Source organism: Massilia pseudoviolaceinigra (assembly GCF_030846505.1).
Lineage (GTDB): Bacteria > Pseudomonadota > Gammaproteobacteria > Burkholderiales > Burkholderiaceae_D > Telluria_A > Telluria_A violaceinigra.
Window position 1 is genome coordinate 1 of the sequence record NZ_JAVCWL010000008.1, and the last position, 25,929, is coordinate 25,929.

Below are 25,929 nucleotides of genomic sequence, written 5' to 3' on the forward strand. Positions count from 1 at the left end.
GAGATGGATGCGTTCCGCCAGGTCGGCGAGGGCTACACGGAAACTATCGTCCGTTTGGCCTCCAATTACGCCACGCTGGATAGCGCACTGTCATCGATAGGCCTGACCTTTGGCGCCGCCGGCGTCAGCAGTCTGGCTGCGCGCGAGGGCTTGATTGCCGCGGCTGGCGGCATCGATAAATTCGCCGAGCATACCAGTAGCTTCGCCGACAATTTTTTGACGGAGTCTGAACGCTTGGCTCCGGTTCAGAAGTACGTGAACGAAGAGCTTGCACGCCTTGGTCAGACCGGCATCAAAACCCGCGACGACTTCAAGGCCGCAGTACTGGGCCTGTCCGAGGGCGGAAAGCTCGCGACGACGGCGGGTGCGGAATTGTTCACCGGCCTGATGGCGCTTGAAACCGCATTTGCTGCGGTGGTGCCGGCGTTGGAGGAAACGAAGACGGCTGCCGAAAAGCTCAGCGAGCGGAATGGGCTGATTGATCGCCGTGACGAACTCACGATGAACCCGGAGCAGTTGGCAACGAAGAGCCGGAATAATGTCGACAAGTCGAACTGGGATGTCTATGACGAGGTGACCGGGCTTGAGTTGGCTAACAAGAACCGCGCTCTGGAAATCCAGAACCTGGAACTCGCTGGGGACCGGCTCGGCGCGTTGGCTGCCACGCGTGCCGACGAGATCAAGGGCCTTGATGCGTCTACGGCCGAAATCATCAAGCGGCGCAATGCTCTGCAAGATGAGGTCACCGCTGCGGCTCTCGCTTCTAAGAACCGCTCGGTCGAGATCCAGATCATGGAGATTACCGGCGACAAGGCTGGTGCGCTTGCAGCCTCGCGGGCTCAGGAAATTGTGGGGCTGGAAGCATCGACTGTGGCGCTCATCAAAAACCGCAATGCTTTGCAAGACCAGGCGGCAGCGGCTGCACTTGCTGTCGGTACCGCAAACACTGCGCTTACCGGACTGAAGAACTCTGTCGGCGCACAGAAGGATGCGCTGACCAAGAGTTATGACGCCCAGGTGCTGGCGATCAAAAACTCGGCTCCCGGGGCAGACCTCTACAAAGGCCAGATCGAGGCGGCAAAGAAGTTGGCCGATTCTGTCAAGTCGGTATTCGACAAGCTTACATCTGCGCTTGAATCGACTCAGATTCAGTCGACTGCGATGGATGCGGCGCGTCGGCGCGCTGCGCAGGATCTTCTTGCGCAGGCTGCGGTATTTACCCGTGGTGGCGGCACCGGCAATATCGCTGGCCTTGACGAAGCTCTCGACACGATCGCGAAACCGAGTCAGGAGATGTTCGCCACGTTCGAGGACTACGCCCGAGATCAGAATCGGGCAAAAGCCTCGCTCGAGGCCTTGCAGGCGAACGCCAAGAAGGAATTGGACTTCGGGCTGCTGACCGTTGAGGGGCTGGAGACAGCATCTAAAACGATCGGTGCAGCCTCGACGGCTCAGCTGCAGTTGCTCAGCGATAACCATATCCGTGACCTGGCTCGTCTGGATGCGATCGTCACAAACGGTCAGAAGGAACTTGAGGCTGTAACGGGAGTTGACACCTCTGTGAAGAGCTTGGCCGACGCAATCAAGGAATTCACTGCGGCTGTTAAGGGCGTGAAGGATACCCCGAGCGCCCTGTCGGTTGAAGGCCTGTTCCAGCAGGTTCTCGGCCGCAAAGGTCAACAGTCCGGGATCGACTTTTGGAAGAAGGCGTACGGCGATACGGTGGATGGCGGTGAACTGGCCGACTTCACCAAGGCCGCGCAGCCCGAGCTTGACGCGAAGAAGAACGGGAAATGGGCCGAGTTCCTTCGGTCCCACGGCGTGCCAGGGTATGCAACTGGCGGCGACTTCGGCGGCGGCCTGCGTCTGGTCGGCGAGAACGGGCCTGAGCTGGAAGCAACCGGGCCGGCGAGGATTTTCAATGCCGGTCAAGCCCGCTCGATGCTGAGCGGCGGTAGCCCGGAGTTACTGGAAGAGGTCCGCCGGCTGACGGCGACTGTAGCGCGGCAGCAGGTGGCGCTTGAGCGTCAGCAGGAAGCGCTCGACAAGACGGCTACGAACACGAAGCGGCTGGCCGACGCCTTTGAAACTGTAACCGATGGGAACAATGCAATGCGCACGAAGGAACAAGCATGAGCGCGGATTTCCGCATGATCCGGCCGGTCGCAGTGACAGATGTGCGATTGATCAGCAGCACCGTGCCCGAGGCGCTGGTGACCGACTACGCCGGGGGCAGCACGTACGCCCTCGGTGATATTCGTGGCGTCACCACTGGTACGGCTCAGGTGGTCTACCAGTCGCTTCAGGCGAGCAACACCGGCCACACGCCGGCAAGTTCACCGACATGGTGGAAGCTGCTGGGAACGGTGTACGCGCCGTACTCGGCCGGGACAACCTACGCCTTGGGAGCGATCGTATCGAGCATTGCGACTAATGTCCACGAGTTGTACGAGTCGCAGATTGCTGGAAATGTCGGCCAGGCGGTGGCGAACAACCCCACCAAATGGCTGCGACGCAGCGCGACAAATCGCTGGAATATGTTCGATAAGGCGATCAATTCGCAAACCGTGGCGCCAACCTCGGTCAGCGTCGTGATCCAACCTGGCTTGGTGAATACCATAACTCTCCTGAACGTCGAGGGCGCGAGCGCGACGGTGTCGCAATCAATCAGTGGCTACTCGGTAACAAAGAGTTTGGTGCGCCACGATGTGCTGAACTGGTACGACTTCTTCTATGAGGAGCCGATCCGCGCCGGCGACGTGGTGTTCGACGGCATTCCACCGTACGCGGCTGCCAACATCACTATCACCGTCGACAACGCTGGGCTGAACGCTGCTATCGGCGGGTGCTTTGTTGGCAAGTCCCGGACAATCGGCCTCACTCAGTGGGAGCTGACGGCGGGGGTGCTTAGTTACTCCACCGTCTCCACCGACACCTTTGGAAATGTGACGATGGTGAAGCGTGCAAACGCGAAGAAGATGAATTTCGATGTGCGGATCCCTGAGGGATTCGAAAGCGAGGCATTCCGATTGCTCACCGAATATACCGACGTTGAGATGGTCTTCATCGCTTCGTCCGATTACTCAATGACTATCGCCTATGGCTATCTCGGCCAGTGGGAAGTCCCAATCTCAAATAGCGGTCGTGCCGCCCCAATCGAAGTTCGAGGACTCATATGACAATAACGCAAGTGATCACCGCACTGCCAGCGGCGCCGAATCCGGCGACCGATACGCCGACGGTGTTTAGCGAAAAGGCGGCCGCCTTCGTTGCCGCGCAGCAGGTGATGGTGCCAGAGCTGAATGCCTTTCGCACCCAGGCGAACGCGCTCGAAACGAACGTGAACGCAAAGGAAGCGTCGAGCGATGCGGCAAAGACGGCAGCAGAGGCTGCGCGCGATGCCGCTCTCGGGCACAAAAATACGGCACAATTCGCCGCCGATGCCTCCATGAGTTACAGGGACCAATCCCAAGCTTCGGCAGCGGCGGCGGCAGGCAGCGCGGCGACGGCAAGCAGCATTGTTGCCTTCGTCGACACGAATTCGATCGCGAAGGGAAGCGTTGACGCGTCAAAGCAGGTGCGCTTCGAATGCGACGCGCTGATTCCAACGGGCACCGTTATCCCGTTGACCGTGCCGGGGGCCGGGGGGACCATCGCGCTGCTGTCTGACCTGCAAGAGCTCACGCGATCAATGACCTACTATGACAACGGCACGAGCACTGCGATAGCCTACGCGAACGGCGGAACCCAGCGCGTGGCGCCAGCCTCTGGCGCAAAGACGATGAGCTTCACCGGCTGGCCGGCCAGCGGCAAGCAGGCGGTGCAGTTCTTGGAGCTGGTGAACATCGGCAGTGGCGGCACGCCGGCATGGCCGGCCGGCGCCCGGTTCATCCGGTACGATGGCGTGATCCAGACGACGGCAGCCGCGGCGAATATCACGTGGCAAACAGGCGGCACCGATTACGTCATGGTGTCGACGCGCGATGGCGGCACCACGCTCATCGTGTCCGTGCTGCGAGGCTGATCATGACGCCTATCGACGCCCGGCGCGCCGGGTTTTATGGAAGACGCGCGCGGACGCCCATGACCGCGACCTTCACCAGCAGCGGCACATGGACCGCGCCCGGTTCGACCACGATGGTCGACAGCCTCGTCGGCAAAGGCAGCGACGGCGGCGCCGCGCCGGTACTCAGTGCGAGCGCAGTTGTTGCAACAGTATTTTGGTATGTCGGCAGCGGTGGTGCGAATGCTGGTTTTTACGACTGGACCTCGGCAACAAACACAGCAGTCTCCCAGCGGAACGCGATCAATGCTGGCGGCAGCCCCAGCTATACCTTCTACAACGTCGGACAGTTTTCCAACAGCACATATACGGTCACCACTGCTGGGCGCTCGGAGTCTGGCGTGATCGCCGGGTCTGCCACGATTTCCTATGAATCTGGCTGGCAAAGCAGTGGAAATATTTCTGGCGGCGGGTCGAATCAAAACTGGTCGGCTACGGTGAGCTGGAATTATCTGGGATCGCCCACGAACGGCAGCAACAGTACAGCGTTCGGTTACACGTTCACTGGCGGTATCAGCGGCGGTGTGGCGCCGACCTCGACGTACTACAACATCACCGTCATTCCCGGCAACGGATACTCGATCGTGGTACCGCCAGGCGGATCGGTGACGATCAACTATTACCAGTAGGCCCACGCTAGTCCAAACCACGGCCGCCTTCGGGTGGCTTTTTTTTCGCCGGCTCGCTGGCATCACTGCGGTTTCCACCTGGGCGCCGCGCACAACCGCTTAGAGAAGCCAATGACCCAAGCATCGACCGAAGTACAGATTGCCCTGCTGATTCACGCGCAAGCGCTGCAGCAGCGCGAAATCGAAGAGAACAAGCGCGAGGCCGAAGCCGACCTCAAGCGCGTCACCGACAAGGCAAACGCTGACATTAAGGAAGCAAACGACAAGATCGACGCGCTGGAAGACGAGCGGACCAAGGCCCTGAAGTGGGGCGTGATGACGCTCGGCACGGCGGTCATGGGTATGGCGTACTGGATTATCGACAAGGTAATCGGAGGGCACATTCGATGAATGCGAAAAAGTGGTCAGTTTCGTTTTACTGGGTGCTGCGCATCTTCCTGGGCGTCGCTGCGGCGCTGCTTTTGGTGGCTGTGCTTTATCCGACGCGGGTCATTCAAGGGCCGCCCGGCAAGACCGGCGCCCAAGGCATCGAGGGGCCGGCCGGGGCTGACGGCGTCGGCGAGAAGGGCGAGACGGGGGACCGGGGGCGCGCCGGCAGCGACGGCGATGCAGGCCAGCGCGGCGAGACTGGCAGCAAGGGAAAGCAGGGCGACACCGGCGCAACCGGGGCGAAGGGCAACGGATTTTGGAGCAATAGATGATCCTCATCGATGACTGGCGCGTGGTGTTGCGCAAGGCCTGGAGCGTGAAGTTCAACGTCGCCGCCACCATGTTCGGCGCCGCCGAGGTGGCCGTGGCCATCTGGAAGCCTGACGGCATGCCGAATGGCGTGTTCGCCGGCGGCGCCGCGGCAGTCTCCATTTTCGCAAATGTATCGCGCCTCATGGCGCAGAAAGAACTCCATGGCAACGACAAATAGAATCCGTATGGGCATCGCCGGCCTGGTGCTGAGCGCTGGCGCATTCGTCGGGATCCTGACGCGCGAGGGCTACACAGACGGCGTGATCATTCCGACGAAGGGTGACGTGCCCACAATCGGCTTTGGCACCACCGGTGGCGTCAAGGCTGGCGACCGCACCACGCCGGTCAAGGCGGCGCAGCGCGCGCTGCTCGACGTCCGGACCTACGAGGGCGCTGTCAAAAGCTGTGTGCGCGCCCCGATGACGCAGGCGGAATACGACGTGTACGTCGATCTGACCTACAACATCGGGTCGACCGCGTTTTGCAGCAGCACCATCGTGAAGCGGCTGAACGTGGGCGACTATCGTGCCGCATGCGATGCAATCCTGATGTACCGATTCGCTGGCGGCTACGACTGCTCGACGCCTGGCAACCGACGCTGCGCCGGTCTGTGGACAGATCGCCAGCGCTCGCATGCGCAGTGCGTGGCGGCCCAATGAGCGCCCTGGGCAGCAAGCTGTGGCGCAGCCAGTTGGGTGGCCTGATGTTCATGTGTCCGGGCTGCGAGTATTCGCATGTCGTGCACGCAGCCGGCGAGGGCTGGGCTGGCCCGACGTGGGGGTTCAACGACGACGGAGACCGACCCACATTCGCGCCCTCGGTGCTGGTGACGACGGGGCGCGCAGTTGATCCGACATTCGTGCCCGAAGATGGCGATCCGCCAGAAATCTGTCATTCGTTCGTCACCGATGGCCGCATCCAATTCCTGGGCGATTGCACGCATGCGCTGGCCGGCCAGACTGTCGAACTGCCAGATTGGAGCGAATCGTGAGCGCCGTGGGCACGCTGGCCGCCGGCGTCACCGGTGGTATCTGGAAGGTCGTGGCCGTGATCCTGCTGGCCGCCCTGCTGGTTGTGGGCGCGTGGGCCGGTGGCAGCTGGTACCTCGCCGCGCGCGACCGTGACGCCACCAGGGTGGAACTGGCCGCCGAGCGCAGCGCGAACGCCGAGCTGCGCGTGGCCATCCAGGCGCAGAACGATGCGGTAGAGGCGGCGGGCTCGGCCAAGCTGGTAGCCGAGGCGCGCGGCCAGGCCGCCCAGCAGCAGGCCGCCGCCGCCGGCCGGCGCTTTGATGCCGCGCTGGCCCGAGTCGCTGGCGCGCGCGCCACCACATGCGATGAGGCCATGCCGACCGTGAACCTGATCCTGGAGGCTACCCGATGAAGCTTTCGAAATTTCGAAATTTCGATTTTTCGCAATTTTTGCGCAGATTCCGGTGCTGGTCAAATGGCCCCATTTCGGCCGCAAACCCGCATGGATGCTCGCTCTTGGGTGCTGCTCGAATGGCTGTTGGCGCTGCGCTGCTGCTGCTCGCCGCGTGCGCGGGGCCGGCGCCGGCTATCCCGGTCGTCAAGGTGCCAGTCTACCGCCCGTGCGTCACTGGCGCGCTCGAGCGGCCGACGTTCGCCGTGCGCGGCCTGGCGCCGGATGCCAGCGACGGCGAGAAGGTGCTCGCCCTGGCGCGCGACCTGCCGCTGCACCTCAAGTACGAGGCGCAGCTTGAGGCTGTGATCGCGGGGTGCTTGTGAGCGATACCGGAATTCCGGCATCGATGCTGGATTGACTGATAGGTTCTAAAACTGCTAATAGCGACCTTGATGGTACGCTTGTTGTAAAATGGTAACCAAATTTGCAATAAATGTTGCAAATATGAAAATGTATTGACGTTACCATGAGATAATTCTGCAACTTTCAAAAACTCAAAGGTACGAGATGGCTTTTCCGTCTGCAGGTGTTCCATTTTTATCGCGGCTATCGTCCCACCGCATTTTCTTTTCCCTGATGACTGCAATTCTTCTATGCGTCACACTCAGCGCACGAGCCGTTGAGCCCAAGCCCGACTCTTTTGGACCATACAAATATGTCATGGGTTCAGCAACACGTTTTTTGGATGAGGCGGGGGCTACAAATAACATAATTAAGATAGTGGCAGCCGGACCTGACAAATACGTTTGTAAATACACTTTGGTGCCGGACCCGTCTTCAAAATACGTCGCTGTAGAGAGTCGCTCGCTTCGCACAACTGTGGAACGCAGGCGTTTTGTGTCGACCGAATATTATATGAATAACGGAGCCTGCACCTCAAAGAATGAATACTCGAGTTACCTTGACCGCGAGCAACTAGTATGCAGCTCAGCGGAGAATCTCCGGTACTCGTCCGAGTACGATCAATGTGTCTTAGTTCAAGCTGTGCCAAGGGCAGACTCCGACGGCAAGAATGTCGGCGTGTGTCCTTGCCCCGATGTGCCGGTCGTGGGCGAACCGATTAACCCGACCACAGGCAATATGTGGCACGCTATCACAGACTACGAGCCGTCAAAAACCGCTGGCAACCTCACGCTAAGCCGTATCTATAACAGTTCGCCCATCTATCCGGATCCTGCGGTGGTTCGTGGATTTGGCGTACGCTGGACCCATTCCTATAGCAAATCGCTCAGGGCAGAACAGAACTACGTCAACGGCAAGCCCGGCGATTGCTGGCTGTTCCACGGTGGCTCGCTGGAATGCTCGTCCGGCTTCCCCAGCCGGGAACCTATTCCAGGCAGGGTGTCTGTCATGCATCCCGACGGAAAACAAATCCTGTTCACCCATGCCGGTGCCGCGAAGTACACCACTACCGCCGATGTAAGCGATAAACTCTCGGCCGTAATGACGGCGGACAACCTTGCTGTAAAAGAGTGGATCCTTTCCAGCGCGCAGCAGGACCGCGTGGAACGCTTTGACACTACCGGCTTACTGTTGTCCGTGACGGAACGCAGCGGCCTCAAGCAATTATTCACGTATAGCGATGGCGTCAGCAATGATACCAACGTCAGCCGTCTTCCAGCAACCGCCCCTGTTTGCGCAGACGCACATCCGAACAACGTCCTTCAGGCCGGCCGTTTGCTGTGCGTGACGAATAATTGGGGACGTCAGATCCAGTTCAGGTACGACGTAAAAGGTCGCATTACCGAAATGATCGATCCAGCGGGTAAGTCCACTTTATACGAGTACGACGGCGCATCGGGCGGTTGCATTCCCGGCAATGAAAAGACCTTTGCATGCAAAGCAAACAATCTGACGAAGGTGACTTACCCAGATGGTAAAAGCCAGACATATTGGTACAACGAAGCAAGCAAAATCAACGCCGGCGCGATGTGTATGAACGCATACTTCACAATCGGAAATGGTTTTGGCCCGACGGCTTTTAGTAACCTGATGACTGGCCTAGTCGATGAGAATGAAGAGCGTCACATCAGCTGGACGTATGACTGCGCTGGTCGGGCAACGTCGTCGCAACTCGGCGAAGACGTCAACAAGGTCACTGTCGCCTACACTGAGGGCACCGCGCCTTCAGCAAAGGTAACCCACTATGTGGGGCCGAAGGAAAACCCGCTGACGTCGGTAAGCAACTTCGGCAAGCAGTATGTGCAGGGCGTTGCAAAAACGACGACCGTTGACGCGCCGTGTGCCGAGTGCGGCACCATCGCCGAGCGTAAATATGACGCGATTGGAAACGTCGCAATGACGAAAGATTTCAACAAGAGCTACAGCTGCTTCGCTTACGAGGCTGGACGTAATCTGGAAACGACGCGGATTGAAGGCGCTTCGACAGGCGATTGCATCACGCTGCTGGGCGTGCAAACACTTGCTTCGCCGGCACGTAAAACCACGACCAAATGGCACGCGAAATTTCGCCTGCCGGAAACAATCGCCGAACCCAAGCGTATTACGAAATACCAGTACGACGCCGAGACCGGCGATCTACTCTCCAGAACCGAGCAGGCCACCACCGACCTGACGGGGGCGCAGGGATTGAACGCGCCGTTGGCAGGCAACGCCCGCAAATGGACATATACGTACAACACGTTTGGGCAATTGCTGAGCGTGACCGGTCCGCGTACCGACATCGTCGACCTCACCAAATATGACTATGATCCGCTCACGGGCTATCTGGTCAAGGTAACCAACGCCGCCAAGCAGGATACCACTTACGGGGACCATGACGCTCACGGCCGGGTTCACACAATTCGCGTGTTTAACGGTGACACGACGAAGCCCGACTACACCGAAACGAAGCTCGACTACACCGAACGCGGATGGGTTAAGTCGCAAGCCGTAACGAGCGGAGCGACCACACAGACAACCACGTTCGTCTACAAACCATCAGGTCAGGTCGAGATGGTCACGTTCCCGGACAAGAGCGTGACAAAGTATCTTTACGATTCAGCCCACCGGCTCACTTCCGTGGTCAGCGACCGTAACGAGAGCATCATTTATACACTCGACCTCACCGGCAACCGGATCAAGGAAGAGGTGCGCGACCCCAACGGCAACCTGGCGCGCCAGATTACCCGTACCTATGACATTACCGGCCGTCTGACGAGCCAAACCGGAGCTGCACAATGATCCGCCGTACCTTTAGCCGTTTGACGTCCGGCGCACTGATTGTTGTCATGACGTATACCCCACTGCTGGGCAGCTATACCGGCACCGTCGCATCGGCGCAGTCGGTGCCGGCAGGGACCACCAGTTATAAATACGACCTGGTCGGCAACCTGAAGGAGGTTACCGCCCCGTTGGGACGCGTAACGACTCATACTTATGATTCATTCAATCGATTGAAGCAGGTGGAACAGCCGCTGACCGACGGCGCACGCCCGACCGTCAAGTATGGTTACGACGGCATTGACCAGTTGGCGACGGTAACCGATCCGCGCAACCTGGAGACGCGTTACTCCGTTGACGGATTGGGTAACCGCACCGAGCTGGGAAGCCCCGATACCGGCCTCACAAAATCGACTTACGATGCCGCCGGCAACCTGAAAACGAGCACGTTCGGCAGCGGTTACACGAATACCTATTTTTATGATGCGCTCAACCGGCTGATCCGGATCAACTATACGATCACCATCGGTACCACGTTCGAGTACGACGGCGGTGCTACCCCGACCCCGAATGCGCGCGGCAAGATGACGCTGATGACGGATGAATCGGGTTATACGAGGTATACCTATGGCGAATTCGGGCGGCTCGCGACCAAAGCCCAGACCACGACCGGCTTGGGGAGCTACACCAACACGCACACGCTTGCCTATGCTTACGATGCGTATGGCCGGCTGGCGAGCGTGACCTATCCGAGCGGGAACCGCGTTAACTATGGCTACAACCAGGCGGGCCAGGTCACCAGCATCACGCTGAACCCGGTAAAAGCTACCGGTACCGACACCAACATCGACAGCAGCATTGTTTTGCTGAACAATATCACCTACGCACCGTTTGGCGGAACCACCGGCTGGACATGGGGCAATAGCGTTCCAGCAAACCAGAACGCGCATGTGCGCACCTACGACCTCGATGGCCGGATCAGCAGCTATACCTTGGGAAATCCTTCGGGTAACGGTGTGGTGCGCACGGTCAACTACGATGCCGCCAGCCGCATCAAGGCGTACACGCATACCGGCGCCAGCACGGTACCCAGCCCGGCCAGCCTGAACCAGACCTTCGGCTATGACGAGTTGAATCGCCTGACCAGCTACAGCGGCAACGGCACCAGCCAGACCTACGCCTACGATGCCAGCGGTAACCGGATCAAGGCCAGCTTCGGAGCGAACACATACAAGAACACCATCGACCCGCTCAGCAACAAGCTGAGCGCGGCCACCGGCCCGGGGCCGGCCAAGACCAATGTCTATAACGGCGTGGGTGATCGGACGACTGATGGCACCCACGTCATCACTTATAGCGGACGGGCACGGCCGTACCGTAACCAGAACGGTGCTGTCACGACCCACCAGCTGTTCAACGGCTTGGATCAGCGTGTCTTCCAGACTTACGGTGGTGGTATATTCGTCTATGACGAACAAGGACAGTTGGTAGGTGAGTACAGCTATCTCAACGGCAAGGCGACGCGCGAGACGGTGTACCTGGGCAACCTGCCGGTGGCAGTCCTGACGCAGACAGTGACTGGTACGGCACCTGCCCAAAGCACGGCAATTAACGTGTTCCATATTCATCCGGATCATTTGGGAACGCCGCGTATGATCACGCGCACGCTCGACAACAAGATTGTGTGGCGCTGGGACAGTGGTGATCCGTTCGGCCTGACACCTCCGATCGAATCTTTCACCGGATCAGGCACCTTTACGTTCAATTTGCGCATGCCAGGTCAGTACTATGACCGGAGCACAAACCTGTTTTACAACTACTTCAGAGATTACGATCCGCAGACTGGGCGATATGTGCAGAGCGATCCCATTGGGCTTCGCGGTGGCCTCAATACCTATGCGTATGTGGGCGGAAATCCACTTTCTTCTTCTGATCCATTGGGCTTAGAAACGGTAATTGTGCTATCTGGAGGTATTCTCTCGAATCCTTTCGGGCATATCGGCATCGCAACTACTGGGCAGGGCGTCTTCAGTTACGGAACGGCTTACGGGTATGGTTCCAGCCTGACTGATTATGTTGCGGATCAACTTACAGAGCGAGATGTGACGTTGATCACTATGAATACAACGCCTGGGCAAGAAAAGGCAATCGTCGACGCAATGAACGAGTTTCGTAAGCGACCATATTCAGCCTCCAGTAATAACTGCGCTGACGCTGTAGTTTATGCGATGGGTAAAGCCGGCATTGGAGGTGGAAGCGCAAGAGGACCTATGTTTCCAAGAATCCCTTCGCTGGTTGGGCAAGCACAGCCTGGGGCAACAACGAAAACTATTTATCAAGGTGGTAGCGTTCCGCCGGGAATCACTATTTACAATCCGAAGTGATAATGACGAATATGAAGAAGTTAGGAAAATTTGAGTGGGTGCTGATCGGAGTAGCTCTCATCCTGAGCGTAGGAATATCCTATTATTTTTTTGTAGTGTTGCCTGGTGGTGAACTGGGTCAGGGCGAAAAGTGGCGGGTGCTTCAAGAATTGGAAGCTAAGCATAGAGGTGATTCAACTGCTAGCACACCTTTTATATCTAGCGCCTCTACGGAGTTGCCATACGCTGCGCTCGGGCTGCCAACAGGAAAAGCGAGTTCACCTTACTTGTGGGTGCTGGTGGACGATCAGAGCGATACGCGTGTCATGATGATTCCGAAAAATGGGGCTTTCAATCTTTCTTGTGCTAATACCAACATTTTAAAGAAGAGAGTTCGTTTGTCTCCGCAGGTGGCGAAGTTCCTTGAGCAAAATTGCCATGAGCCGTGAAACAAGGGACTTGGGGATGGAGGCAGCGTGACGGGGGCCAAGTCTGACATTCAGACGGTCTCGTCTACAACGGCAGACGGCTGCCTGCCATATCTCATTTGAGCAGGCACGGGGTCAGTGCCGACATTCAGACACGTACTCAGCCGTACTTTCGGCATTCGGCACGGGGCACGGGGTCAGTGCCGACAACCGTACACGGGCTGATGCGTAGCTGGATCGACCATTTCCCAAGCTCTTCTTTATTAAACAAAAAAAGCCGTACCCAACCCGCTGCTTGCAAGAGCGCGGGTTGCGGTACGGCTTTCAATTTTTTGCGGGCGAAGAAGGCGCTATCGTCCTGCCGCGCCCACCGGATTCTGTTTCGCGGGCTGGAGCGCCAAGGCAGTCAGGGCGATGCAAGCGCGGTAACGCTCCTGCAGGAATGGTCAGTTCAGATCACGCCGGGGCAGCCGGCCGAGCTCACCAAGTAGCCTAATTGTCTGCCGCCTAAACACTTGGCGGCGCTCGAACGGCCCGACCAGGGCCGAGCGCGCTAGGTCTTCTGGAACCTTTTTCCGGTGCAAAAGCTTCAGCGCGGCATCCTCGTCGAAAGCTCGTTTCATGTGCAGCGCTTCCAGGATAAGGGCGGCAGTCGTGCGGTCTTGGCGTCGGTCGTTCATGGGCGAGTCCTCCTGCATCGACTCTACTAAGCCATCCACCTTAGACTTTGAGCATCCTCAAATGCGTCAGAGCGAAGAAAATTTGGCGAAATTTTGGCGAAACTGGGGCCAGTTTTGCACCTTTCCAGACCGCACGATTTTGCTAACTCGTTGATTTTATTGGGTCTGGAACGGTCTGTGGAGGTCTAAACTGGTGCGTGGTCCAGGAATCGAACCTGGTTATCAGTCAATCGGTCTGAGACGCTCCTGACTGGGCTTTACCAAATAAGCGAACCCCGCATCTACATCTTACCGAAAAAATTCTGAATTGCAACAAATATTTTAATCGGCCAATGACTGGGCCTACTCGTACACGTACGGCTTGACCCGCAACTCGTTCTCGCGCTGCTTGTCGAGCTCATCGAGATCGACGCGGTGATCCCACCAGATGTCCCAGCCGCGCCGGCGGTCCTCTTCCACCTCTGGATGCTGCGCCAGGAAACCATGCATGAATTCTTCGAATTCGGACACATAAGCGCCGCCCGGCCGGTGATATTTCCCGGTATGCTTCATCATCAATCCTCCCGTTAACGCTACTATGACCACCGGTGCGCGCGCTGGTTCCATGTACGCGCGGCGGAAAATACCGTACGATACGCGCCGTTAAACGCTCACTCTCAGGACGCAATGAACTCAGAAACACCCGAGCCAGCGCCGGCGCCGCGCTTTCGCCCGCGCCCCTGGACCGCACTCGAAACCCCGCAAGACGTCGAACTGTGGATCGACGAGCACAATCAAAGCCTGACCGAACACATCGCCCCGCACGAAACCGGCTACGGCGTCTGCTTCACCCTGGCCGAGGGCGGCAATATCTATATGCAGACCAGCGCCGACGCCGTCATTCTCGATGTCGACGACGATGCCGCCTGGATCGCGCCCCTGATCATGGCCGCCACCGGAGTCGAGGCGCCGCAGGGCCAATTGTGGGTGCTGCCGGACGATAAACTGGTGCAGCTCATCATTGGACTGTCGACCCTGGTCGCCAGCACGACTCTGGTGGTCGGCCACAATTTTGGCGGGCGCCACCGTAAGGCCAGCTATTCGCGCTAAACTGCATTTCTTTTCCATCATATTGCCGCCTTCATGCCTATTCATTTCCGTCGCCGCAGCCTGACCCTGACCTTGACCCTTGGACTGATTGGCGCCGCCCTGGCCATGCCGGCCGCCGCCGCCGACCTGCTCACCAGCGCCAAGGCGCGCGGCACGCTGAAAATCGCCATGGAAGGCACCTATCCGCCGTTCAATTTCAATGACTTGAAAACCAACCAGCTGGCTGGCTACGACGTCGACGTCGCCACCTTGCTGGCGGCGCGCCTGGGCCTGAAGCCCGAGTTCATCACGACCGAGTGGGGCGCCATCCTGGCCGGCCTGGCCGCCGGCAAGTTCGATGTGGCCGTCAGCCAGGTGGGCATCAATCCCAAGCGCGAGCAAACCTTCGATTTTTCCGAGCCGTACACCTATTCGAACCCGCAACTGATCGTGCGCAAGAACGAAAAGGCGACCTACGCCACCCTGGCCGACCTCAAGGGCAAGAAACTGGGCGTGGGGCAGGGCAGCGTCTATGAGCAGCAAGCCAAGGCCGTGCCCGGCGTCGAGGTGCGCAGCTATCCGGCCGCGCCGGAAACCTTGCAGGACCTGGCGTTCGGCCGCATCGACGCCGCCCTCAACGACAGCCTGATGGTCGCTTACCTGCTCAAGCATTCCAAGCTGCCGATCCAGGCCGGTGCGCGCGTCGGCAACGTCGAGCGCATGGGTATTCCTGTCCGCAAAGGCAATCCCCTGCTCAAGGCCGCGCTGAACCGCGCGCTGGCCGAGGCCCAGGCCGACGGCAGCCTCGCGAAACTGTCGCTCAAGTGGTTCGGCAGCGACGTCAGCCGCCCGGCCGCGCAGCCCTGATCGGGGCCGGTGTTGATGGATTGGGCTGCGCTGGCCGAACTCTTGCGCGACGCCGCGCCCTCGATGCTCAAGGGCACCGGCTACACCGTGATCTTTGCGCTGGCCTCGATGGTCGGCGGGCTGGCGCTGGGCTTTCCCACGGCCCTGATGCGCCTGTCGCGCTGGAAGCTGGTGCGCGCGCCGGCCGAACTGTACGTGAGCGCGATGCGCGGCACGCCCCTGCTGGTGCAGCTGTACGTCATCTATTACTGGCTGCCCAGCATCGGCATCGACTTCCCGCCGGTGGTGGCGGGCGTGCTGGCGCTGTCGCTCAATGCCGGCGCCTTCCTCTCGGAGAGCCTGCGCGGCGCCGTGCTGGGCGTGAGCCAGGGCCAGTGGCGCGCCAGCTTCAGCCTCGGCCTGGGCTACTGGTCCACGCTGTATCACGTGGTGCTGCCGCAAGCGCTGCGCGTGGCCGTGCCGTCGATGAGCAATACCCTCATCAGCCTGATCAAGGATACCTCGCTGGTTTCGGTCGTCACCATTAGCGAGCTCATGCTTGCAACCAAGGAAGCGGTCGCCGGCAGCGCCAATCCCTTGCCGCTGTATATGACCGCCGCCCTGATTTATTGGTGCCTGAGCTTGCTGTTCGAGGCGCTGCAGCGCTATCTTGAGCGGCGCCTGAACCGCGCGCACCGTTAGCGTCGTGCCGCGCCCGTGAATCTGCGGCGCGATCGGCGCTGGCGCTCGACATGGCGCCCACGCCCATGCTAGTCTAGTCCACAGTGCTTCCACTCTCCGTTGTGCGCCGTTGCGCGCCGGTGCGTGGCAGGTGTCCGCTGGCGTGTGCAATGTGTGCGAGGTGACATGGACAACGATCACGATCCGGCAGCACAGGGGGGCTCCGCGCCGACGCGTGCCCGCCGCGCCGACCGCGCCTTGCCCGGCAGCGCCTTTGCCTACGACCCCGTCGAGCCGGCCGCCTTGCCCATTCTGGCGCGCGGCGCGCTGCAGGCGCCTCCCGCCGATGGCAGCGGCGTGACCATCGAACGCCTGCGCCACGAAGAAGACCTGGCGCGCTCGGGCGACCTGTATCTGCTCGCCCCCGTCGGCTACTGCCTGCTGGCCTTCGACACCACCTTGCTGAAGGTGAACCTGGTTGGCGCCACCATGCTGGGCGTGGCGCGCGCCAATCCCGGACTGCACCATTTCCGCGCCTTCGTGGTCCCCGCTTTCCTGCCCGATTTCGACTGCTTTTTCACCCGCGCCCTCAACAGCGACACCGGCGAAATCTGCCGCCTGCGGTTGCGCGCGGCGGACAAGGGCGGCGTCGACGTCACCTTGCACGGCAGCGCCGACGGCAGCGGCCAGGCCTGCCGCCTGATCGTGGAGCGCGCCGAAGGCAGGCTGGCCGCGCTCGAACGCAGCGAGGAGCGCTTGCGCCGCATCGTCCACAGCGCCGGCGAAGGCATCTGGGAAGTCGACGCCGCTGCCAACACCACCTTCGTCAACCCGCGCATGGCGCACATCCTCGGCTACAGCATCGAAGAGATGCTGGCGCGCCCGCTGCTCTCGTTCATGGACGACGACGGCATCGCCATGCTCGAACACTGCATCGCCGAGCGCGCCCAGGGCGTGCCCGCGCCCCAGGAATACCGCTTCATCGGCAAGGATGGCAGGGTGGTCTGGACTTCCATGTCGACCAGCCCCATCCTCGACGCCGACGGCGCCTGCCTCGGCGCGCTGGCGCTGGTCACCGACATTACCGAGCACAAGCAGTCAACCGAACTGATCTGGCACCAGGCCAACTACGACACGCTCACCGGGCTGCCCAACCGCCACATGTTCATGGACCGGCTGCGCCACGAGACACGCAAGGCCGACCGCGGCGCCGATTTCCTGGCGCTGCTGTTCATCGACCTCGACCACTTCAAGGAGGTTAACGGCCGCCTCGGCCATGCGTGCGGCGACCTGGTGCTGGTCGAAGCGAGCCGCCGCATCGCCAACTGCGTGCGCTCGAGCGACACCCTGGCGCGCCAGGGCGGCGACGAGTTCACGGTGATCCTGTCCGGGCTCGACCATATCGGCAGCGTCGAGCGCATTGCCCACGCCATGATCGCGGCGCTGGCCCTGCCGTTCGAGCTGGGCGGCGAGAAGGCCTTTGTGTCGGCCAGCATCGGCATTGCCCTGTACCCGCCGGACGCGCGCGATATCGACCAGCTGGTCGAGCGCGCCGACCGCGCCAGGTACGCCGCCAAAAACGCGGGCGGCCACCAGTTCAGCTATTTCACGCCCGGCCTGCAGCACGCCGCCCAGGCGCGCCAGAGCATTGCCGACGACTTGCGCGCAGCCATTGCGCTGCGCCAGTTCGAGATCGTCTACCAGCCCATCGTGTCGCTGCAGACCGGTGCCGTGCACAAGGCCGAAGCGCTGCTGCGCTGGCGCCATCCAACCCGCGGGCTGCTGGGACCGGCCGAATTCATCCCGTTCGCCGAGTCGAACGGGCTCATTGTCGAGATCGGCGACTGGGTGTTTCGCGAAGTGGCGCAGCAGGTGCAGCGCTGGCAGCACAGCATCGATCCCTCGTTCCAGGTCAGCGTCAACAAGTCGCCGGTCCAGTTCCGGCGCGATGCCGACCTGTACCTGAACTGGCTGGATTACATGAACGAGCTGGGCCTGCCGGCGCACAGCATCGTCATCGAAATCACCGAGGGGGTGCTGTTCGAAGCGGCGAACCAGGTCATCGAACGCCTGCGCCAGGTCCGCGCGATGGGGCTGCAGGTGGCGCTGGACGACTTCGGCACGGGGTACTCCTCGCTGTCGCACCTCAAGCGCTTCGACATCGATTACGTGAAGATCGACCAATCCTTCGTGGCCACCCTGGAAAACGATGTGGGCGACCTGGCGCTGTGCGAAGCCATTATTGTCATGGCGCACAAGCTGGGGCTGAAAGTGGTGGCGGAAGGGGTGGAGACCAAGGTGCAGCGGGCGCTGCTGGTCGATGCCGGGTGCGACTTTGCGCAGGGCTATGTGTTTGCGCGGCCGATGCCGGCGCAGGAATTTGAAGCGATGGCGGCCGCGGGGATACCGCGTTTGCCGCATTGAAGGCAGTCCGTCGTTTCCGGCAGTGCCAGGAACGACGGAGCTGAGGCAGTCGCCCGGGCTTACATCCCCGGGTAATTCGGCCCGCCGCCGCCTTCCGGCGTCACCCACACGATATTCTGGGTCGGGTCCTTGATGTCGCAGGTCTTGCAGTGCACGCAGTTCTGCGCATTGATCTGCAGGCGGTCCTTGCCTTCGTCGGTCTTGACGTACTCATACACGCCCGCCGGGCAGTAGCGCGACTCCGGCCCGGCATACTGCGCCAGGTTCACCGACACCGGAATGCTGTCATTCTTGAGCGTCAGGTGAACCGGCTGGTCTTCGGCGTGGTTGGTGTTCGAAATGAACACCGACGAGAGCCGGTCGAAGGTCAGCTTGCCATCCGGCTTCGGATACGCGATCGGCGCATAGTTTGCCGCCGGTTTCAGGCATTCATGGTCGCCGTAATCGCGGTGCAGGGTCCATGGCGCCTTGCCGCGCAAGATCAGCTGGTCGATGCCGGTCATGATCGAGCCCAGGTACAGGCCTTTCGACAGCCACGGCTTGACGTTGCGCGCCACGTGCAATTCCTCATGCAGCCAGGATTGCTCGAACGCGGTCGGGAAGCTCGCCAGCTCGTCGTGCTGGCGCTGCTCGCCCAGTGCCGCGAAGGCCGATTCGGCCGCCAGCATGCCGGTCTTGATCGCCGCATGGCTGCCCTTGATGCGGCTCATGTTCAGGAAGCCCGCTTCGCAGCCGATCAGCGCGCCGCCCGGGAACACCAGCTTCGGCAAGGCTTGCAGGCCGCCGGCCGTGATCGCGCGCGCGCCGTACGAAATGCGCTTGCCGCCTTCGAAGAAGGTGCGGATTTCCGGGTGCGTCTTGTAGCGCTGGAATTCTTCGTACGGCGACAGATACGGATTCTCGTACGACAAGCCGATCACATAGCCGACCATGACCTGGTTGTTTTCCATGTGGTACAGGAAAGAACCGCCATAGGTATCCGACTTGAGCGGCCAGCCGGTGGTGTGGATGACCAGGCCCGGCTTGTGCTTGGCCGGATCGATTTCCCACAATTCCTTGATGCCGATGCTGTACGACTGCGGATCCTTGCCCTTGTTCAGGTCGTACTTGACCATCAGCTGCTTGCCGAGGTGACCGCGCGAGCCTTCGGCGAACAAGGTGTACTTGGCATGGAGTTCCATGCCGAGCTGAAAGGCTGACGTCGGCTTGCCGTGGCGGTCCACGCCCATATTGCCGGTCGCTACGCCCTTGACCGAGCCATTCTCGTTGTACAGAATTTCCGCGGCTGCGAAGCCCGGGAAGATTTCCACGCCGAGCGCCTCGGCCTGCTGGCCCATCCAGCGCACCACATTGCCCAGCGAAATCACGTAATTGCCGTGGTTTTCAAAGCAGGCCGGGGTGATGAAGGCGGGGGTCTGGTAGGCCTTGGTTTCAGTCAGGAACAGGATGCGGTCTTCGGTCACGGCCGTATTGAGCGGCGCGCCGAGTTCCTTCCAGTTCGGAATCAGTTCAGTCAGTGCGCGCGGGTCCATCACGGCGCCGGACAGGATATGCGCGCCAATTTCGCCGCCTTTTTCCAGCACGCAAACGGACACTTCCTGGCCCTTTTCGGCCGCCATCTGTTTCAGGCGGATGGCGGCGGACAGGCCGGCAGGCCCCCCGCCGACGACGACGACGTCGTACTCCATTGCTTCGCGCGGACCGTATTGTTCGAGGATGTTGATAGGCTCTGTCATGGTCTCATCATGGGATAGAAAAATTTAAGCACGAGTGTGCGGCTTTTTGTCGAGGATTGCAACTTTGGCGCCATTTTACGGACAATATTAGACGCTGCCATCTAATACTGGCAATTTGTGACATCATTATGCTTTCGCAAGACCACCGCACAGGAGCCGATCGTGGGTATTGAAGTAAATTTCGAAGGAAAAATCGCACTGATTACCGGCGCATCGAGCGGCCTGGGCGCGCGTTTCGCCAAGGCCCTCGCTGGCGCCGGCGCCCAGGTCGTGCTGGCCTCGCGCCGCACCGACCGCCTCAAGGAGCTGCGTGCCGAAATCGAAGCCGACGGCGGCGCCGCGCACGTGGTCTCGCTCGACGTGACCGATCTGGCCAGCATCAAGTCGGCCATTGCGCACGCCGAAACCGAAGCCGGCCCGATCGACATACTGGTTAACAACTCGGGTGTTTCGACGACCCAGCGCCTGATCGACGTGACGCCGGAAGATTACTCCTACGTTATGGACACCAATTTGCGCGGCGCCTTTTTCGTGGCCCAGCAAGCGGCCAAGCGCATGATCCAGCGCGCCAAGGGCGATCCGAAAAAACAGCATCGTATTATCAACATTGCCTCCGTGGCCGGCCTGCGCGTACTGCCTCAAATTGGCGTGTATTGCATGAGCAAGGCTGGTGTGGTGCAAATGACCAAGGCCATGGCGGTGGAGTGGGGTAAATATGGCATTAACGTCAATGCGATTTGTCCTGGTTATATATCCACTGAAATCAACGAAGAATATTTCGCCACCGAACAAGGCCAGAAACTGATCGACATGCTTCCGCGCAAGCGTCCAGGCAAGCCGGAAGACCTGGACGGCTTGCTGCTGTTGCTGGCGGCCGAGGAAAGCCACTTCATCAACGGTGCGATCATCACCGCCGATGATGGTATGACAGCGCAGTAAAGTAAAAGTTCGTCGCGGTGCAACGCCGCGCACGTGGATCGCCTGCCCAGCCTGGGCCCTGCCTCCATGAACAAACAAATGCAAAACCGGGAACAAAGCCCGGTTTTGCATTTAAAGCCAGATTTCGGGTATTATTCGCGCCTCTCCGTTTGTCCCCAACACGCAGTCCTGCAGTTTCGCGCTATCGGCGCACCAGTCGACATCGCGTTTATTGCTCCCCAATCCCCTCTAATGCGCCTCTTCTGTTGTTTATCAGATATTTTATTTGCATAAAATCCCGTAACAGTGGGACAATTCGGACCTTCTGTTGCTTGCCGCTACTTTAGTTTCTCGAATGGAAGTATTCCTCTAGGAGCCAGCATTACCGGCAGTTTATAATTTAGGCTGTACGTACCTTAGAGAAATAAGTAACAAAATGCGAGTAGACGGCCTCAAGTTTTCCATTGCTGCGCATTCGGCGTGGGCGCCTGGACTGGCAACGGCCGAGGCCTGGGCCGGATGGGCACAGGCGCCGGTCAGGATCGGTGAGGGTCCCGATCCGGCCGTGTCCGCGATGCCTGCCATGCTGCGCCGGCGCGCCGGCTTCCTCGGCAAGATGGCGCTCGAGGTGGCCTACCGCTGCCTGGACGGCCGCACCGATATTGCCGCGGTTTTCTGTTCGCGGCATGGTGAAGTGTCGCGCGCGGTGGACCTGCTGGGCGAGCTGTCCCAGGGCGAGCCGATGTCGCCGACCGGCTTCGGCCTGGCCGTGCATAACGCCAGCGCCGGCCTGTTCTCGATCGCACGCACCGACCGCGCCAATCACATGGCCCTGTCGGCCGGCGCGGCGAGCGTCGAACATGGCGTGGTCGAAGCCTGCGGCCTGCTGGCCGACGGCGCGCCCATGGTCCTGCTGGTGGTGTACGACTGCGCACTGCCGGCGGCTCTCGCGCATTTCGAAGATTGCGACGAGCAGCCGCACGCGTGGGCATGGCTGATGACCGCGCCCGGCGCCGACGCCATCGGCCTGGCCTGCGACGCTGCCGACGGCACGGCGCCGGTGTCGACCCAGCCCGGTGGCCTGGACGTGCTGCATTTCCAGTTGAGCGGTGCCGCGAGCCTGGTGCGCCAGGCGGGCGTGCAGCGCTGGACCTGGACGCGCGATGTTTGACCGGATCGGCCGCTACTGGCGCGTGCTCGCCACCGGCATCAGTTTTCTCGCCTTCGGTATCGGCGGCCTGCTGCTGCGCATCGCGGTCTTTCCGCTGCTGCAGCTGGTGGTGTGGGAGCGCGCCGCGCGCGTCACCGCGGCACGCGCCGTCCTGCGCCTGACGTTTCGCGGGTTTGTGGGCCTGATGCGCGGCCTCGGTGTGCTGCGCTATAAATTCATCGGGCTCGAAAAGCTCGAACGGGGTGGCCTGCTGATTCTCGCGAACCACCCGTCGCTGATCGATACCGTGTTCCTGATGGCGTTCGTGAAACGCGCCGACTGCATCGTCAAGAGTCACCTGTGGAATAACCCGTTCACCCGTGGTCCGGTGCGCGCCGCCGGCTACATCAGCAACGACAGCGGCGAGCAGCTGGTCGAGGCGTGCATCGCCTCCCTGCGTGCCGGGAACAACCTGATTATCTTCCCGGAAGGGACGCGCACCCCGGCCGGCGGCGCGATCAGCCTGAAACGCGGTGCCGCCAACATCGCCGTGCGCGGCGCACGCGCCGTGACCCCGGTGCTGATCGACTGCCAGCCGCCGACCCTCGGCAAGGGCGACAAGTGGTGGCGCGTGCCGGAGCGTTTCGTGCAGTTCCGGCTTGAAGTGAAAGACGATATCGAGGTCGGCACCTTTCTTGGCGCCGGCGTGAGCGAAGTAATGGCGGTGCGTCATTTGACGGATCACCTGCAACAATTTTTTACTGGAGAGTACCAAGGCCATGCTTGAAACAGAAGTCAAACAACTGATCATCGACGTCCTGCAACTGGAAGATATTAGCGTCGACGATATCGATAGCGCCGCGCCGCTGTTCGTCGAAGGCCTCGGCCTGGACTCGATCGATGCGCTGGAACTGGGCGTCGCGCTGCAGAAGCGTTACGGCATTTCGCTGTCGGCCGATTCGGAAGACACCCGCAGCCATTTCGCGTCGGTGCGCGCGCTGGCGGCCCTGATTGAAACCCACCGCAAAAAGTAAGGAGTTTGTATGGTAGACGTAAACAATATGAGCCGTGACGAGCTGTATGCGTGGGTTGTCGATCTGCTGGCCGACATGTTCGAGCTCGATAAATCCTCGTTGACGGCCGACTCGAACCTGTACGCCGATCTCGATATCGACAGCATCGACGCAGTCGACCTGGCGGTCAAGCTCAAGCAGCTGACCGGCAAGCGCCTGCAGCCGGAAGTGTTCAAGACCATCCGCACCATCGGCGACGTGGTCAACGCGCTTGACGATCTGGTCGAGGAGCAGGCGTTATAAGCATGCGCCTGTTGGCGGGGCTGCTGGCCGCGATGTCGGTCGTGCTCACCCTGTGTTATCCGCTGGCCGTCTGGTACGGGCAGGGGAGGGTGGAGCCGCGCTGGCTTGCGGTGCTGCTGGTGCTGGCCGCCCTGGCGCGCCTGCCTGCCATGAAGGTCAGCCTGGCTGCACGCTGGTCGGCCGCTGGCGCCCTGGCGCTGGCCGCCGTCACGGTGATGGGTAACGCCATGCTGCCGTTGAAACTGTACCCGGTGCTGGTCAATGCCGCCTTGTTGGGAGCATTTGCCTACACCCTTACCACGCCGGTGTCGATGGTCGAACGCTTCGCGCGCATGCGCGAGCCGGACCTGCCGCCTGCGGCGGTGGCGTACACGCGCACGGTGACCAAGGTATGGTGCGTGTTTTTCGTGGTGAACGGCGCCATTGCGCTGGGCACCGCACTGTGGGCCACGCAAGAGGTCTGGTCGCTGTACAACGGCGTCATTGCGTACGGTCTGATGGGCGTACTGTTCGCCGCTGAATTTTTGGTACGTCTGCGCTTTAAGCGATTGCATCATGGTTGATCTGTTTTCTGTTCTCGGTACACGCGATGGCGCCGCCATCGCCGGCTGGCGTGAGGTGGCTGGCGTCCGCGCGCCCGTCACCATCGGCGCACTGCGCGAGCGGGTGGGAGCATGGCGCGCGCTGGCCCTGCGTACCTCCGGCACCAACGCCGCCCTGTACATCGAGGACAGCCTTGAATTTGCCGCCGCGCTGGTGGGCGCCTGGCAGGCCGGTAAGACCGTGTGGCTCACCGCCGACACGCTCGACGCCAGCTGCATCGCGCTGGCGCGCTCGGTCGATTGTTTCCTGGGCGAGTTCGCGCCGCGCTGGAAGCCGCTGCAGCCGGCGCTTGACGACGCCTGCGCGCTGCCATGGAGCGGGCCTGATGGCGCCTTTCCGGCGCTGGTGGTGCATACCTCCGGCAGCACCGGTGCGCCGCAGGCGATCCCGAAACAACTCTCGCAGCTCACCAGCGAAGTGGCCACGCTCGAGGCGCTGTTCGGTCCCGCCATCGGCGAGGCCGAGATTTTCTCGACCGTCTCGCACCAGCATATCTACGGCCTGCTGTTCAAGGTCTTGTGGCCGCTGGCCGCCGGCCGTGCGATTCACGCGGCCAGCCTGGCCTATCCCGAACAGCTCGCGCAGATGCTCGGACAGCGTCCCTGCGTGCTGGTGGCCAGCCCGGCTCACCTGAAACGCTTGCCGGCCCACCTGGACTGGAGCGCGGCGGCAGCCTGCCTGCGCGCGGTGCTTTCGTCCGGCGGCCCGCTCGCGCCCGACGCATCGGTGGCGGCCGCCCACCTGCTCGGCCAGATCCCGACCGAAATCTACGGCAGCTCGGAAACCGGCGGCGTGGCCTGGCGCCGCCACCACGCCGGCTCGCCCGGCGCATGGGAAGCGCTGCCCGGCGTCGCCTGGCGCATCGCGCCCGACAGCGGCCGCCTCGAAGTGCAGTCGCCCCACCTGGGCGACGCTGCCTGGCTGGCGCTGGAAGACCGGGTCAACCCCGCGCCGGACGGGCGCTTCCTGCTGCTCGGGCGCGGCGACCGCCTGGTCAAGATCGAAGAAAAACGCATTTCGCTCGATGCCATCGAAGCCGCTCTGGTGGCATCTGGCCTGGCCAGCGAAGCGCGCGTGATCGTCTGCCCCGAGCGGGCCGGCGAGCGCCAGGTGCTGGCCGGGTTCGTGATTCCATCGGCCAGCGGGCGCGCACTGCTCGACGCCGAAGGCAAGCAGGCCCTCAACGCGCTGCTGCGCGCTCACCTCGGACGCGTGGTGGAAGCGGTCGCGCTGCCGCGCCGCTGGCGCTACCTCGATCAATTGCCGCTCAACGCCCAGGGCAAGACCACGCACGCACAGCTGCTTGCGCTGCTCGGCGTGGGCGACGCCCGTCCGCGCGTGCCGCAGGTGCGCCTGCTGGAGCAGGACGCGCAGCGCACCCTGCTCGAAATGGTCGTGCCGTCGACCTTGTTCTACTTCGACGGCCACTTCACCCAAGCCGCCGTGCTGCCGGGCGTGGTGCAGGTCGACTGGGCGATCCGCTACGGCCGCCAGCACTTTGCGATGGCGCCAATGTTTCGCGCCATCCATGCGCTCAAGTTCCAGCAGGTGGTCAGGCCCGACACCCCGTTCCACCTTGAGCTCAAGTACGACAGCGCCGCCGACGGCGCCAGCGGCACCCTGCATTTCCGTTATTTCTCCGACGCCGGGCAGCACGCCGGCGGTCGCATCCTGTTTGGTACTTAACCTAAAGCGT

General features: G+C 61.2%; 28 protein-coding genes and 1 tRNA gene. 25 read left to right on the top strand and 4 right to left on the bottom strand.

Annotation, left to right across the window (positions count from 1 at the left end; all coding sequences use genetic code 11):
• The 14 genes from RBA40_RS09450 to RBA40_RS09515 all read left to right on the top strand — a co-directional run.
• Positions 1-2,136: hypothetical protein (locus tag RBA40_RS09450; protein ID WP_306647678.1), on the top strand; the 2,136-nt coding region annotated here is incomplete at its 5' end.
• Entirely contained in the window at positions 2,133-3,179 is a 1,047-nt protein-coding gene (locus RBA40_RS09455) for a hypothetical protein (protein WP_306647679.1), read from the top strand. The genes RBA40_RS09450 and RBA40_RS09455, both read left to right, overlap by 4 nt.
• A gap of 11 nt (positions 3,180-3,190) precedes the next feature.
• Positions 3,191-4,024: a hypothetical protein gene (locus RBA40_RS09460; protein WP_306647680.1), complete on the top strand. Its 834-nt coding sequence runs from the start codon at positions 3,191-3,193 to the stop codon at positions 4,022-4,024.
• 2 nt (positions 4,025-4,026) lie between these two features.
• On the top strand, positions 4,027-4,692 hold the full coding sequence (locus RBA40_RS09465; RefSeq protein ID WP_306647681.1) for a hypothetical protein: 666 nt from the start codon (positions 4,027-4,029) through the stop codon (positions 4,690-4,692).
• A gap of 111 nt (positions 4,693-4,803) precedes the next feature.
• On the top strand, positions 4,804-5,082 hold the full coding sequence (locus tag RBA40_RS09470) for a hypothetical protein (RefSeq protein ID WP_306647682.1): 279 nt from the start codon (positions 4,804-4,806) through the stop codon (positions 5,080-5,082).
• A complete protein-coding gene (locus tag RBA40_RS09475) occupies positions 5,079-5,393 on the top strand; it encodes a collagen-like triple helix repeat-containing protein (RefSeq protein WP_306647683.1) in 315 nt (104 codons plus the stop codon). Before RBA40_RS09470 ends, RBA40_RS09475 begins: the two co-directional genes overlap by 4 nt.
• Positions 5,390-5,611 (top strand): DUF7940 domain-containing protein, encoded by a 222-nt coding sequence (locus tag RBA40_RS09480; RefSeq protein ID WP_306647684.1) that lies wholly within the window; start codon positions 5,390-5,392, stop codon positions 5,609-5,611. The genes RBA40_RS09475 and RBA40_RS09480 overlap by 4 nt, the downstream gene beginning before the upstream one ends.
• The gene (locus RBA40_RS09485; protein ID WP_306647685.1) at positions 5,595-6,092 is read left to right on the top strand and encodes a lysozyme; all 498 of its coding nucleotides are present in this window, start codon (positions 5,595-5,597) and stop codon (positions 6,090-6,092) included. The genes RBA40_RS09480 and RBA40_RS09485 overlap by 17 nt, the downstream gene beginning before the upstream one ends.
• Positions 6,089-6,424 carry a ubiquitination-like system serine protease family protein gene (locus RBA40_RS09490; protein ID WP_306647686.1) on the top strand — a complete coding sequence of 112 codons (336 nt, stop codon included), beginning with the start codon at positions 6,089-6,091 and terminating at the stop codon, positions 6,422-6,424. Before RBA40_RS09485 ends, RBA40_RS09490 begins: the two co-directional genes overlap by 4 nt.
• Positions 6,409-6,816 carry a hypothetical protein gene (locus RBA40_RS09495; protein ID WP_306647687.1) on the top strand — a complete coding sequence of 136 codons (408 nt, stop codon included), beginning with the start codon at positions 6,409-6,411 and terminating at the stop codon, positions 6,814-6,816. Before RBA40_RS09490 ends, RBA40_RS09495 begins: the two co-directional genes overlap by 16 nt.
• Positions 6,817-6,920: 104 nt before the next feature.
• Positions 6,921-7,181 (top strand): hypothetical protein, encoded by a 261-nt coding sequence (locus tag RBA40_RS09500; protein ID WP_306647688.1) that lies wholly within the window; start codon positions 6,921-6,923, stop codon positions 7,179-7,181.
• Positions 7,182-7,905: 724 nt separating this feature from the next.
• Entirely contained in the window at positions 7,906-10,041 is a 2,136-nt protein-coding gene (locus tag RBA40_RS09505; protein WP_306647689.1) for a DUF6531 domain-containing protein, read from the top strand.
• Positions 10,038-12,404 carry an RHS repeat-associated core domain-containing protein gene (locus RBA40_RS09510; protein WP_306647690.1) on the top strand — a complete coding sequence of 789 codons (2,367 nt, stop codon included), beginning with the start codon at positions 10,038-10,040 and terminating at the stop codon, positions 12,402-12,404. Before RBA40_RS09505 ends, RBA40_RS09510 begins: the two co-directional genes overlap by 4 nt.
• Before the next feature lie 2 nt (positions 12,405-12,406).
• Entirely contained in the window at positions 12,407-12,832 is a 426-nt protein-coding gene (locus tag RBA40_RS09515; RefSeq protein WP_306647691.1) for a hypothetical protein, read from the top strand.
• Positions 12,833-13,257: 425 nt separating this feature from the next.
• On the opposite strand, the gene RBA40_RS09520 is transcribed toward RBA40_RS09515, so the two are convergent.
• The 3 genes from RBA40_RS09520 to RBA40_RS09530 form a co-directional block, all read right to left on the bottom strand.
• Positions 13,258-13,491 (bottom strand): hypothetical protein, encoded by a 234-nt coding sequence (locus tag RBA40_RS09520; RefSeq protein WP_306647692.1) that lies wholly within the window; start codon positions 13,489-13,491, stop codon positions 13,258-13,260.
• Positions 13,492-13,682: 191 nt separating this feature from the next.
• A tRNA-OTHER gene (locus tag RBA40_RS09525) sits at positions 13,683-13,770 on the bottom strand.
• A 63-nt stretch (positions 13,771-13,833) separates the two neighbouring features.
• The gene (locus RBA40_RS09530; protein WP_306647693.1) at positions 13,834-14,046 is read right to left on the bottom strand and encodes a DUF3460 family protein; all 213 of its coding nucleotides are present in this window, start codon (positions 14,044-14,046) and stop codon (positions 13,834-13,836) included.
• Between the two features lie 111 nt (positions 14,047-14,157).
• Here RBA40_RS09530 and RBA40_RS09535 point away from each other — a divergent pair, with 111 nt between their 5' ends.
• From RBA40_RS09535 to RBA40_RS09550, 4 genes are all read left to right on the top strand, one after another.
• A complete protein-coding gene (locus RBA40_RS09535) occupies positions 14,158-14,580 on the top strand; it encodes a hypothetical protein (RefSeq protein WP_306620698.1) in 423 nt (140 codons plus the stop codon).
• Positions 14,581-14,613: 33 nt separating this feature from the next.
• The gene (locus tag RBA40_RS09540; protein WP_306647694.1) at positions 14,614-15,426 is read left to right on the top strand and encodes a transporter substrate-binding domain-containing protein; all 813 of its coding nucleotides are present in this window, start codon (positions 14,614-14,616) and stop codon (positions 15,424-15,426) included.
• Between the two features lie 15 nt (positions 15,427-15,441).
• Entirely contained in the window at positions 15,442-16,107 is a 666-nt protein-coding gene (locus tag RBA40_RS09545; RefSeq protein ID WP_306647827.1) for an amino acid ABC transporter permease, read from the top strand.
• 165 nt (positions 16,108-16,272) lie between these two features.
• Positions 16,273-18,510 (top strand): putative bifunctional diguanylate cyclase/phosphodiesterase, encoded by a 2,238-nt coding sequence (locus tag RBA40_RS09550; RefSeq protein ID WP_306647695.1) that lies wholly within the window; start codon positions 16,273-16,275, stop codon positions 18,508-18,510.
• A gap of 59 nt (positions 18,511-18,569) precedes the next feature.
• Here the strand turns inward: RBA40_RS09550 and RBA40_RS09555 are convergent, their stop codons facing one another.
• Positions 18,570-20,246, bottom strand: coding sequence for an electron transfer flavoprotein-ubiquinone oxidoreductase (locus tag RBA40_RS09555; RefSeq protein ID WP_306647696.1), 1,677 nt, complete (start codon positions 20,244-20,246; stop codon positions 18,570-18,572).
• 162 nt (positions 20,247-20,408) lie between these two features.
• Here RBA40_RS09555 and RBA40_RS09560 point away from each other — a divergent pair, with 162 nt between their 5' ends.
• The 7 genes from RBA40_RS09560 (at position 20,409) to RBA40_RS09590 (ending at position 25,919) form a co-directional block, all read left to right on the top strand.
• Positions 20,409-21,185: an SDR family oxidoreductase gene (locus RBA40_RS09560; RefSeq protein WP_054263022.1), complete on the top strand. Its 777-nt coding sequence runs from the start codon at positions 20,409-20,411 to the stop codon at positions 21,183-21,185.
• A 415-nt stretch (positions 21,186-21,600) separates the two neighbouring features.
• Complete coding sequence (locus tag RBA40_RS09565; RefSeq protein ID WP_306647697.1) at positions 21,601-22,335, top strand: beta-ketoacyl synthase chain length factor; 735 nt, start codon at positions 21,601-21,603, stop codon at positions 22,333-22,335.
• Positions 22,328-23,101, top strand: a complete 774-nt coding sequence (locus RBA40_RS09570; RefSeq protein WP_306647698.1) for a lysophospholipid acyltransferase family protein — start codon at positions 22,328-22,330, stop codon at positions 23,099-23,101. The genes RBA40_RS09565 and RBA40_RS09570 overlap by 8 nt, the downstream gene beginning before the upstream one ends.
• Positions 23,094-23,348, top strand: coding sequence for a phosphopantetheine-binding protein (locus RBA40_RS09575; RefSeq protein WP_099877909.1), 255 nt, complete (start codon positions 23,094-23,096; stop codon positions 23,346-23,348). The genes RBA40_RS09570 and RBA40_RS09575 overlap by 8 nt, the downstream gene beginning before the upstream one ends.
• A gap of 9 nt (positions 23,349-23,357) precedes the next feature.
• On the top strand, positions 23,358-23,630 hold the full coding sequence (locus RBA40_RS09580) for an acyl carrier protein (RefSeq protein ID WP_229413486.1): 273 nt from the start codon (positions 23,358-23,360) through the stop codon (positions 23,628-23,630).
• Positions 23,631-23,632: 2 nt separating this feature from the next.
• Positions 23,633-24,193, top strand: coding sequence for a COG4648 family protein (locus RBA40_RS09585; RefSeq protein ID WP_306647699.1), 561 nt, complete (start codon positions 23,633-23,635; stop codon positions 24,191-24,193).
• Positions 24,186-25,919, top strand: coding sequence for an ApeI family dehydratase (locus tag RBA40_RS09590; RefSeq protein ID WP_306647700.1), 1,734 nt, complete (start codon positions 24,186-24,188; stop codon positions 25,917-25,919). The genes RBA40_RS09585 and RBA40_RS09590 overlap by 8 nt, the downstream gene beginning before the upstream one ends.
• Positions 25,920-25,929 lie beyond the last annotated feature (10 nt).

What these genes read in the sequence shown, in the direction of transcription:
- RBA40_RS09565 (WP_306647697.1), top strand. Translation starts at nt 21,601, where the DNA reads ATGCGAGTAGACGGCCTCAAGTTTTCCATTGCTGCGCATTCGGCGTGG.
- RBA40_RS09475 (WP_306647683.1), top strand. Translation starts at nt 5,079, where the DNA reads ATGAATGCGAAAAAGTGGTCAGTTTCGTTTTACTGGGTGCTGCGCATC.
- RBA40_RS09585 (WP_306647699.1), top strand. Translation starts at nt 23,633, where the DNA reads ATGCGCCTGTTGGCGGGGCTGCTGGCCGCGATGTCGGTCGTGCTCACC.
- RBA40_RS09545 (WP_306647827.1), top strand. Translation starts at nt 15,442, where the DNA reads ATGGATTGGGCTGCGCTGGCCGAACTCTTGCGCGACGCCGCGCCCTCG.
- RBA40_RS09455 (WP_306647679.1), top strand. Translation starts at nt 2,133, where the DNA reads ATGAGCGCGGATTTCCGCATGATCCGGCCGGTCGCAGTGACAGATGTG.
- RBA40_RS09490 (WP_306647686.1), top strand. Translation starts at nt 6,089, where the DNA reads ATGAGCGCCCTGGGCAGCAAGCTGTGGCGCAGCCAGTTGGGTGGCCTG.
- RBA40_RS09570 (WP_306647698.1), top strand. Translation starts at nt 22,328, where the DNA reads ATGTTTGACCGGATCGGCCGCTACTGGCGCGTGCTCGCCACCGGCATC.
- RBA40_RS09515 (WP_306647691.1), top strand. Translation starts at nt 12,407, where the DNA reads ATGACGAATATGAAGAAGTTAGGAAAATTTGAGTGGGTGCTGATCGGA.
- RBA40_RS09465 (WP_306647681.1), top strand. Translation starts at nt 4,027, where the DNA reads ATGACGCCTATCGACGCCCGGCGCGCCGGGTTTTATGGAAGACGCGCG.
- RBA40_RS09590 (WP_306647700.1), top strand. Translation starts at nt 24,186, where the DNA reads ATGGTTGATCTGTTTTCTGTTCTCGGTACACGCGATGGCGCCGCCATC.
- RBA40_RS09550 (WP_306647695.1), top strand. Translation starts at nt 16,273, where the DNA reads ATGGACAACGATCACGATCCGGCAGCACAGGGGGGCTCCGCGCCGACG.
- RBA40_RS09580 (WP_229413486.1), top strand. Translation starts at nt 23,358, where the DNA reads ATGGTAGACGTAAACAATATGAGCCGTGACGAGCTGTATGCGTGGGTT.
- RBA40_RS09555 (WP_306647696.1), bottom strand. Translation starts at nt 20,246, where the DNA reads ATGACAGAGCCTATCAACATCCTCGAACAATACGGTCCGCGCGAAGCA.
- RBA40_RS09470 (WP_306647682.1), top strand. Translation starts at nt 4,804, where the DNA reads ATGACCCAAGCATCGACCGAAGTACAGATTGCCCTGCTGATTCACGCG.
- RBA40_RS09540 (WP_306647694.1), top strand. Translation starts at nt 14,614, where the DNA reads ATGCCTATTCATTTCCGTCGCCGCAGCCTGACCCTGACCTTGACCCTT.
- RBA40_RS09575 (WP_099877909.1), top strand. Translation starts at nt 23,094, where the DNA reads ATGCTTGAAACAGAAGTCAAACAACTGATCATCGACGTCCTGCAACTG.
- RBA40_RS09535 (WP_306620698.1), top strand. Translation starts at nt 14,158, where the DNA reads ATGAACTCAGAAACACCCGAGCCAGCGCCGGCGCCGCGCTTTCGCCCG.
- RBA40_RS09510 (WP_306647690.1), top strand. Translation starts at nt 10,038, where the DNA reads ATGATCCGCCGTACCTTTAGCCGTTTGACGTCCGGCGCACTGATTGTT.
- RBA40_RS09480 (WP_306647684.1), top strand. Translation starts at nt 5,390, where the DNA reads ATGATCCTCATCGATGACTGGCGCGTGGTGTTGCGCAAGGCCTGGAGC.
- RBA40_RS09520 (WP_306647692.1), bottom strand. Translation starts at nt 13,491, where the DNA reads ATGAACGACCGACGCCAAGACCGCACGACTGCCGCCCTTATCCTGGAA.
- RBA40_RS09485 (WP_306647685.1), top strand. Translation starts at nt 5,595, where the DNA reads ATGGCAACGACAAATAGAATCCGTATGGGCATCGCCGGCCTGGTGCTG.
- RBA40_RS09530 (WP_306647693.1), bottom strand. Translation starts at nt 14,046, where the DNA reads ATGATGAAGCATACCGGGAAATATCACCGGCCGGGCGGCGCTTATGTG.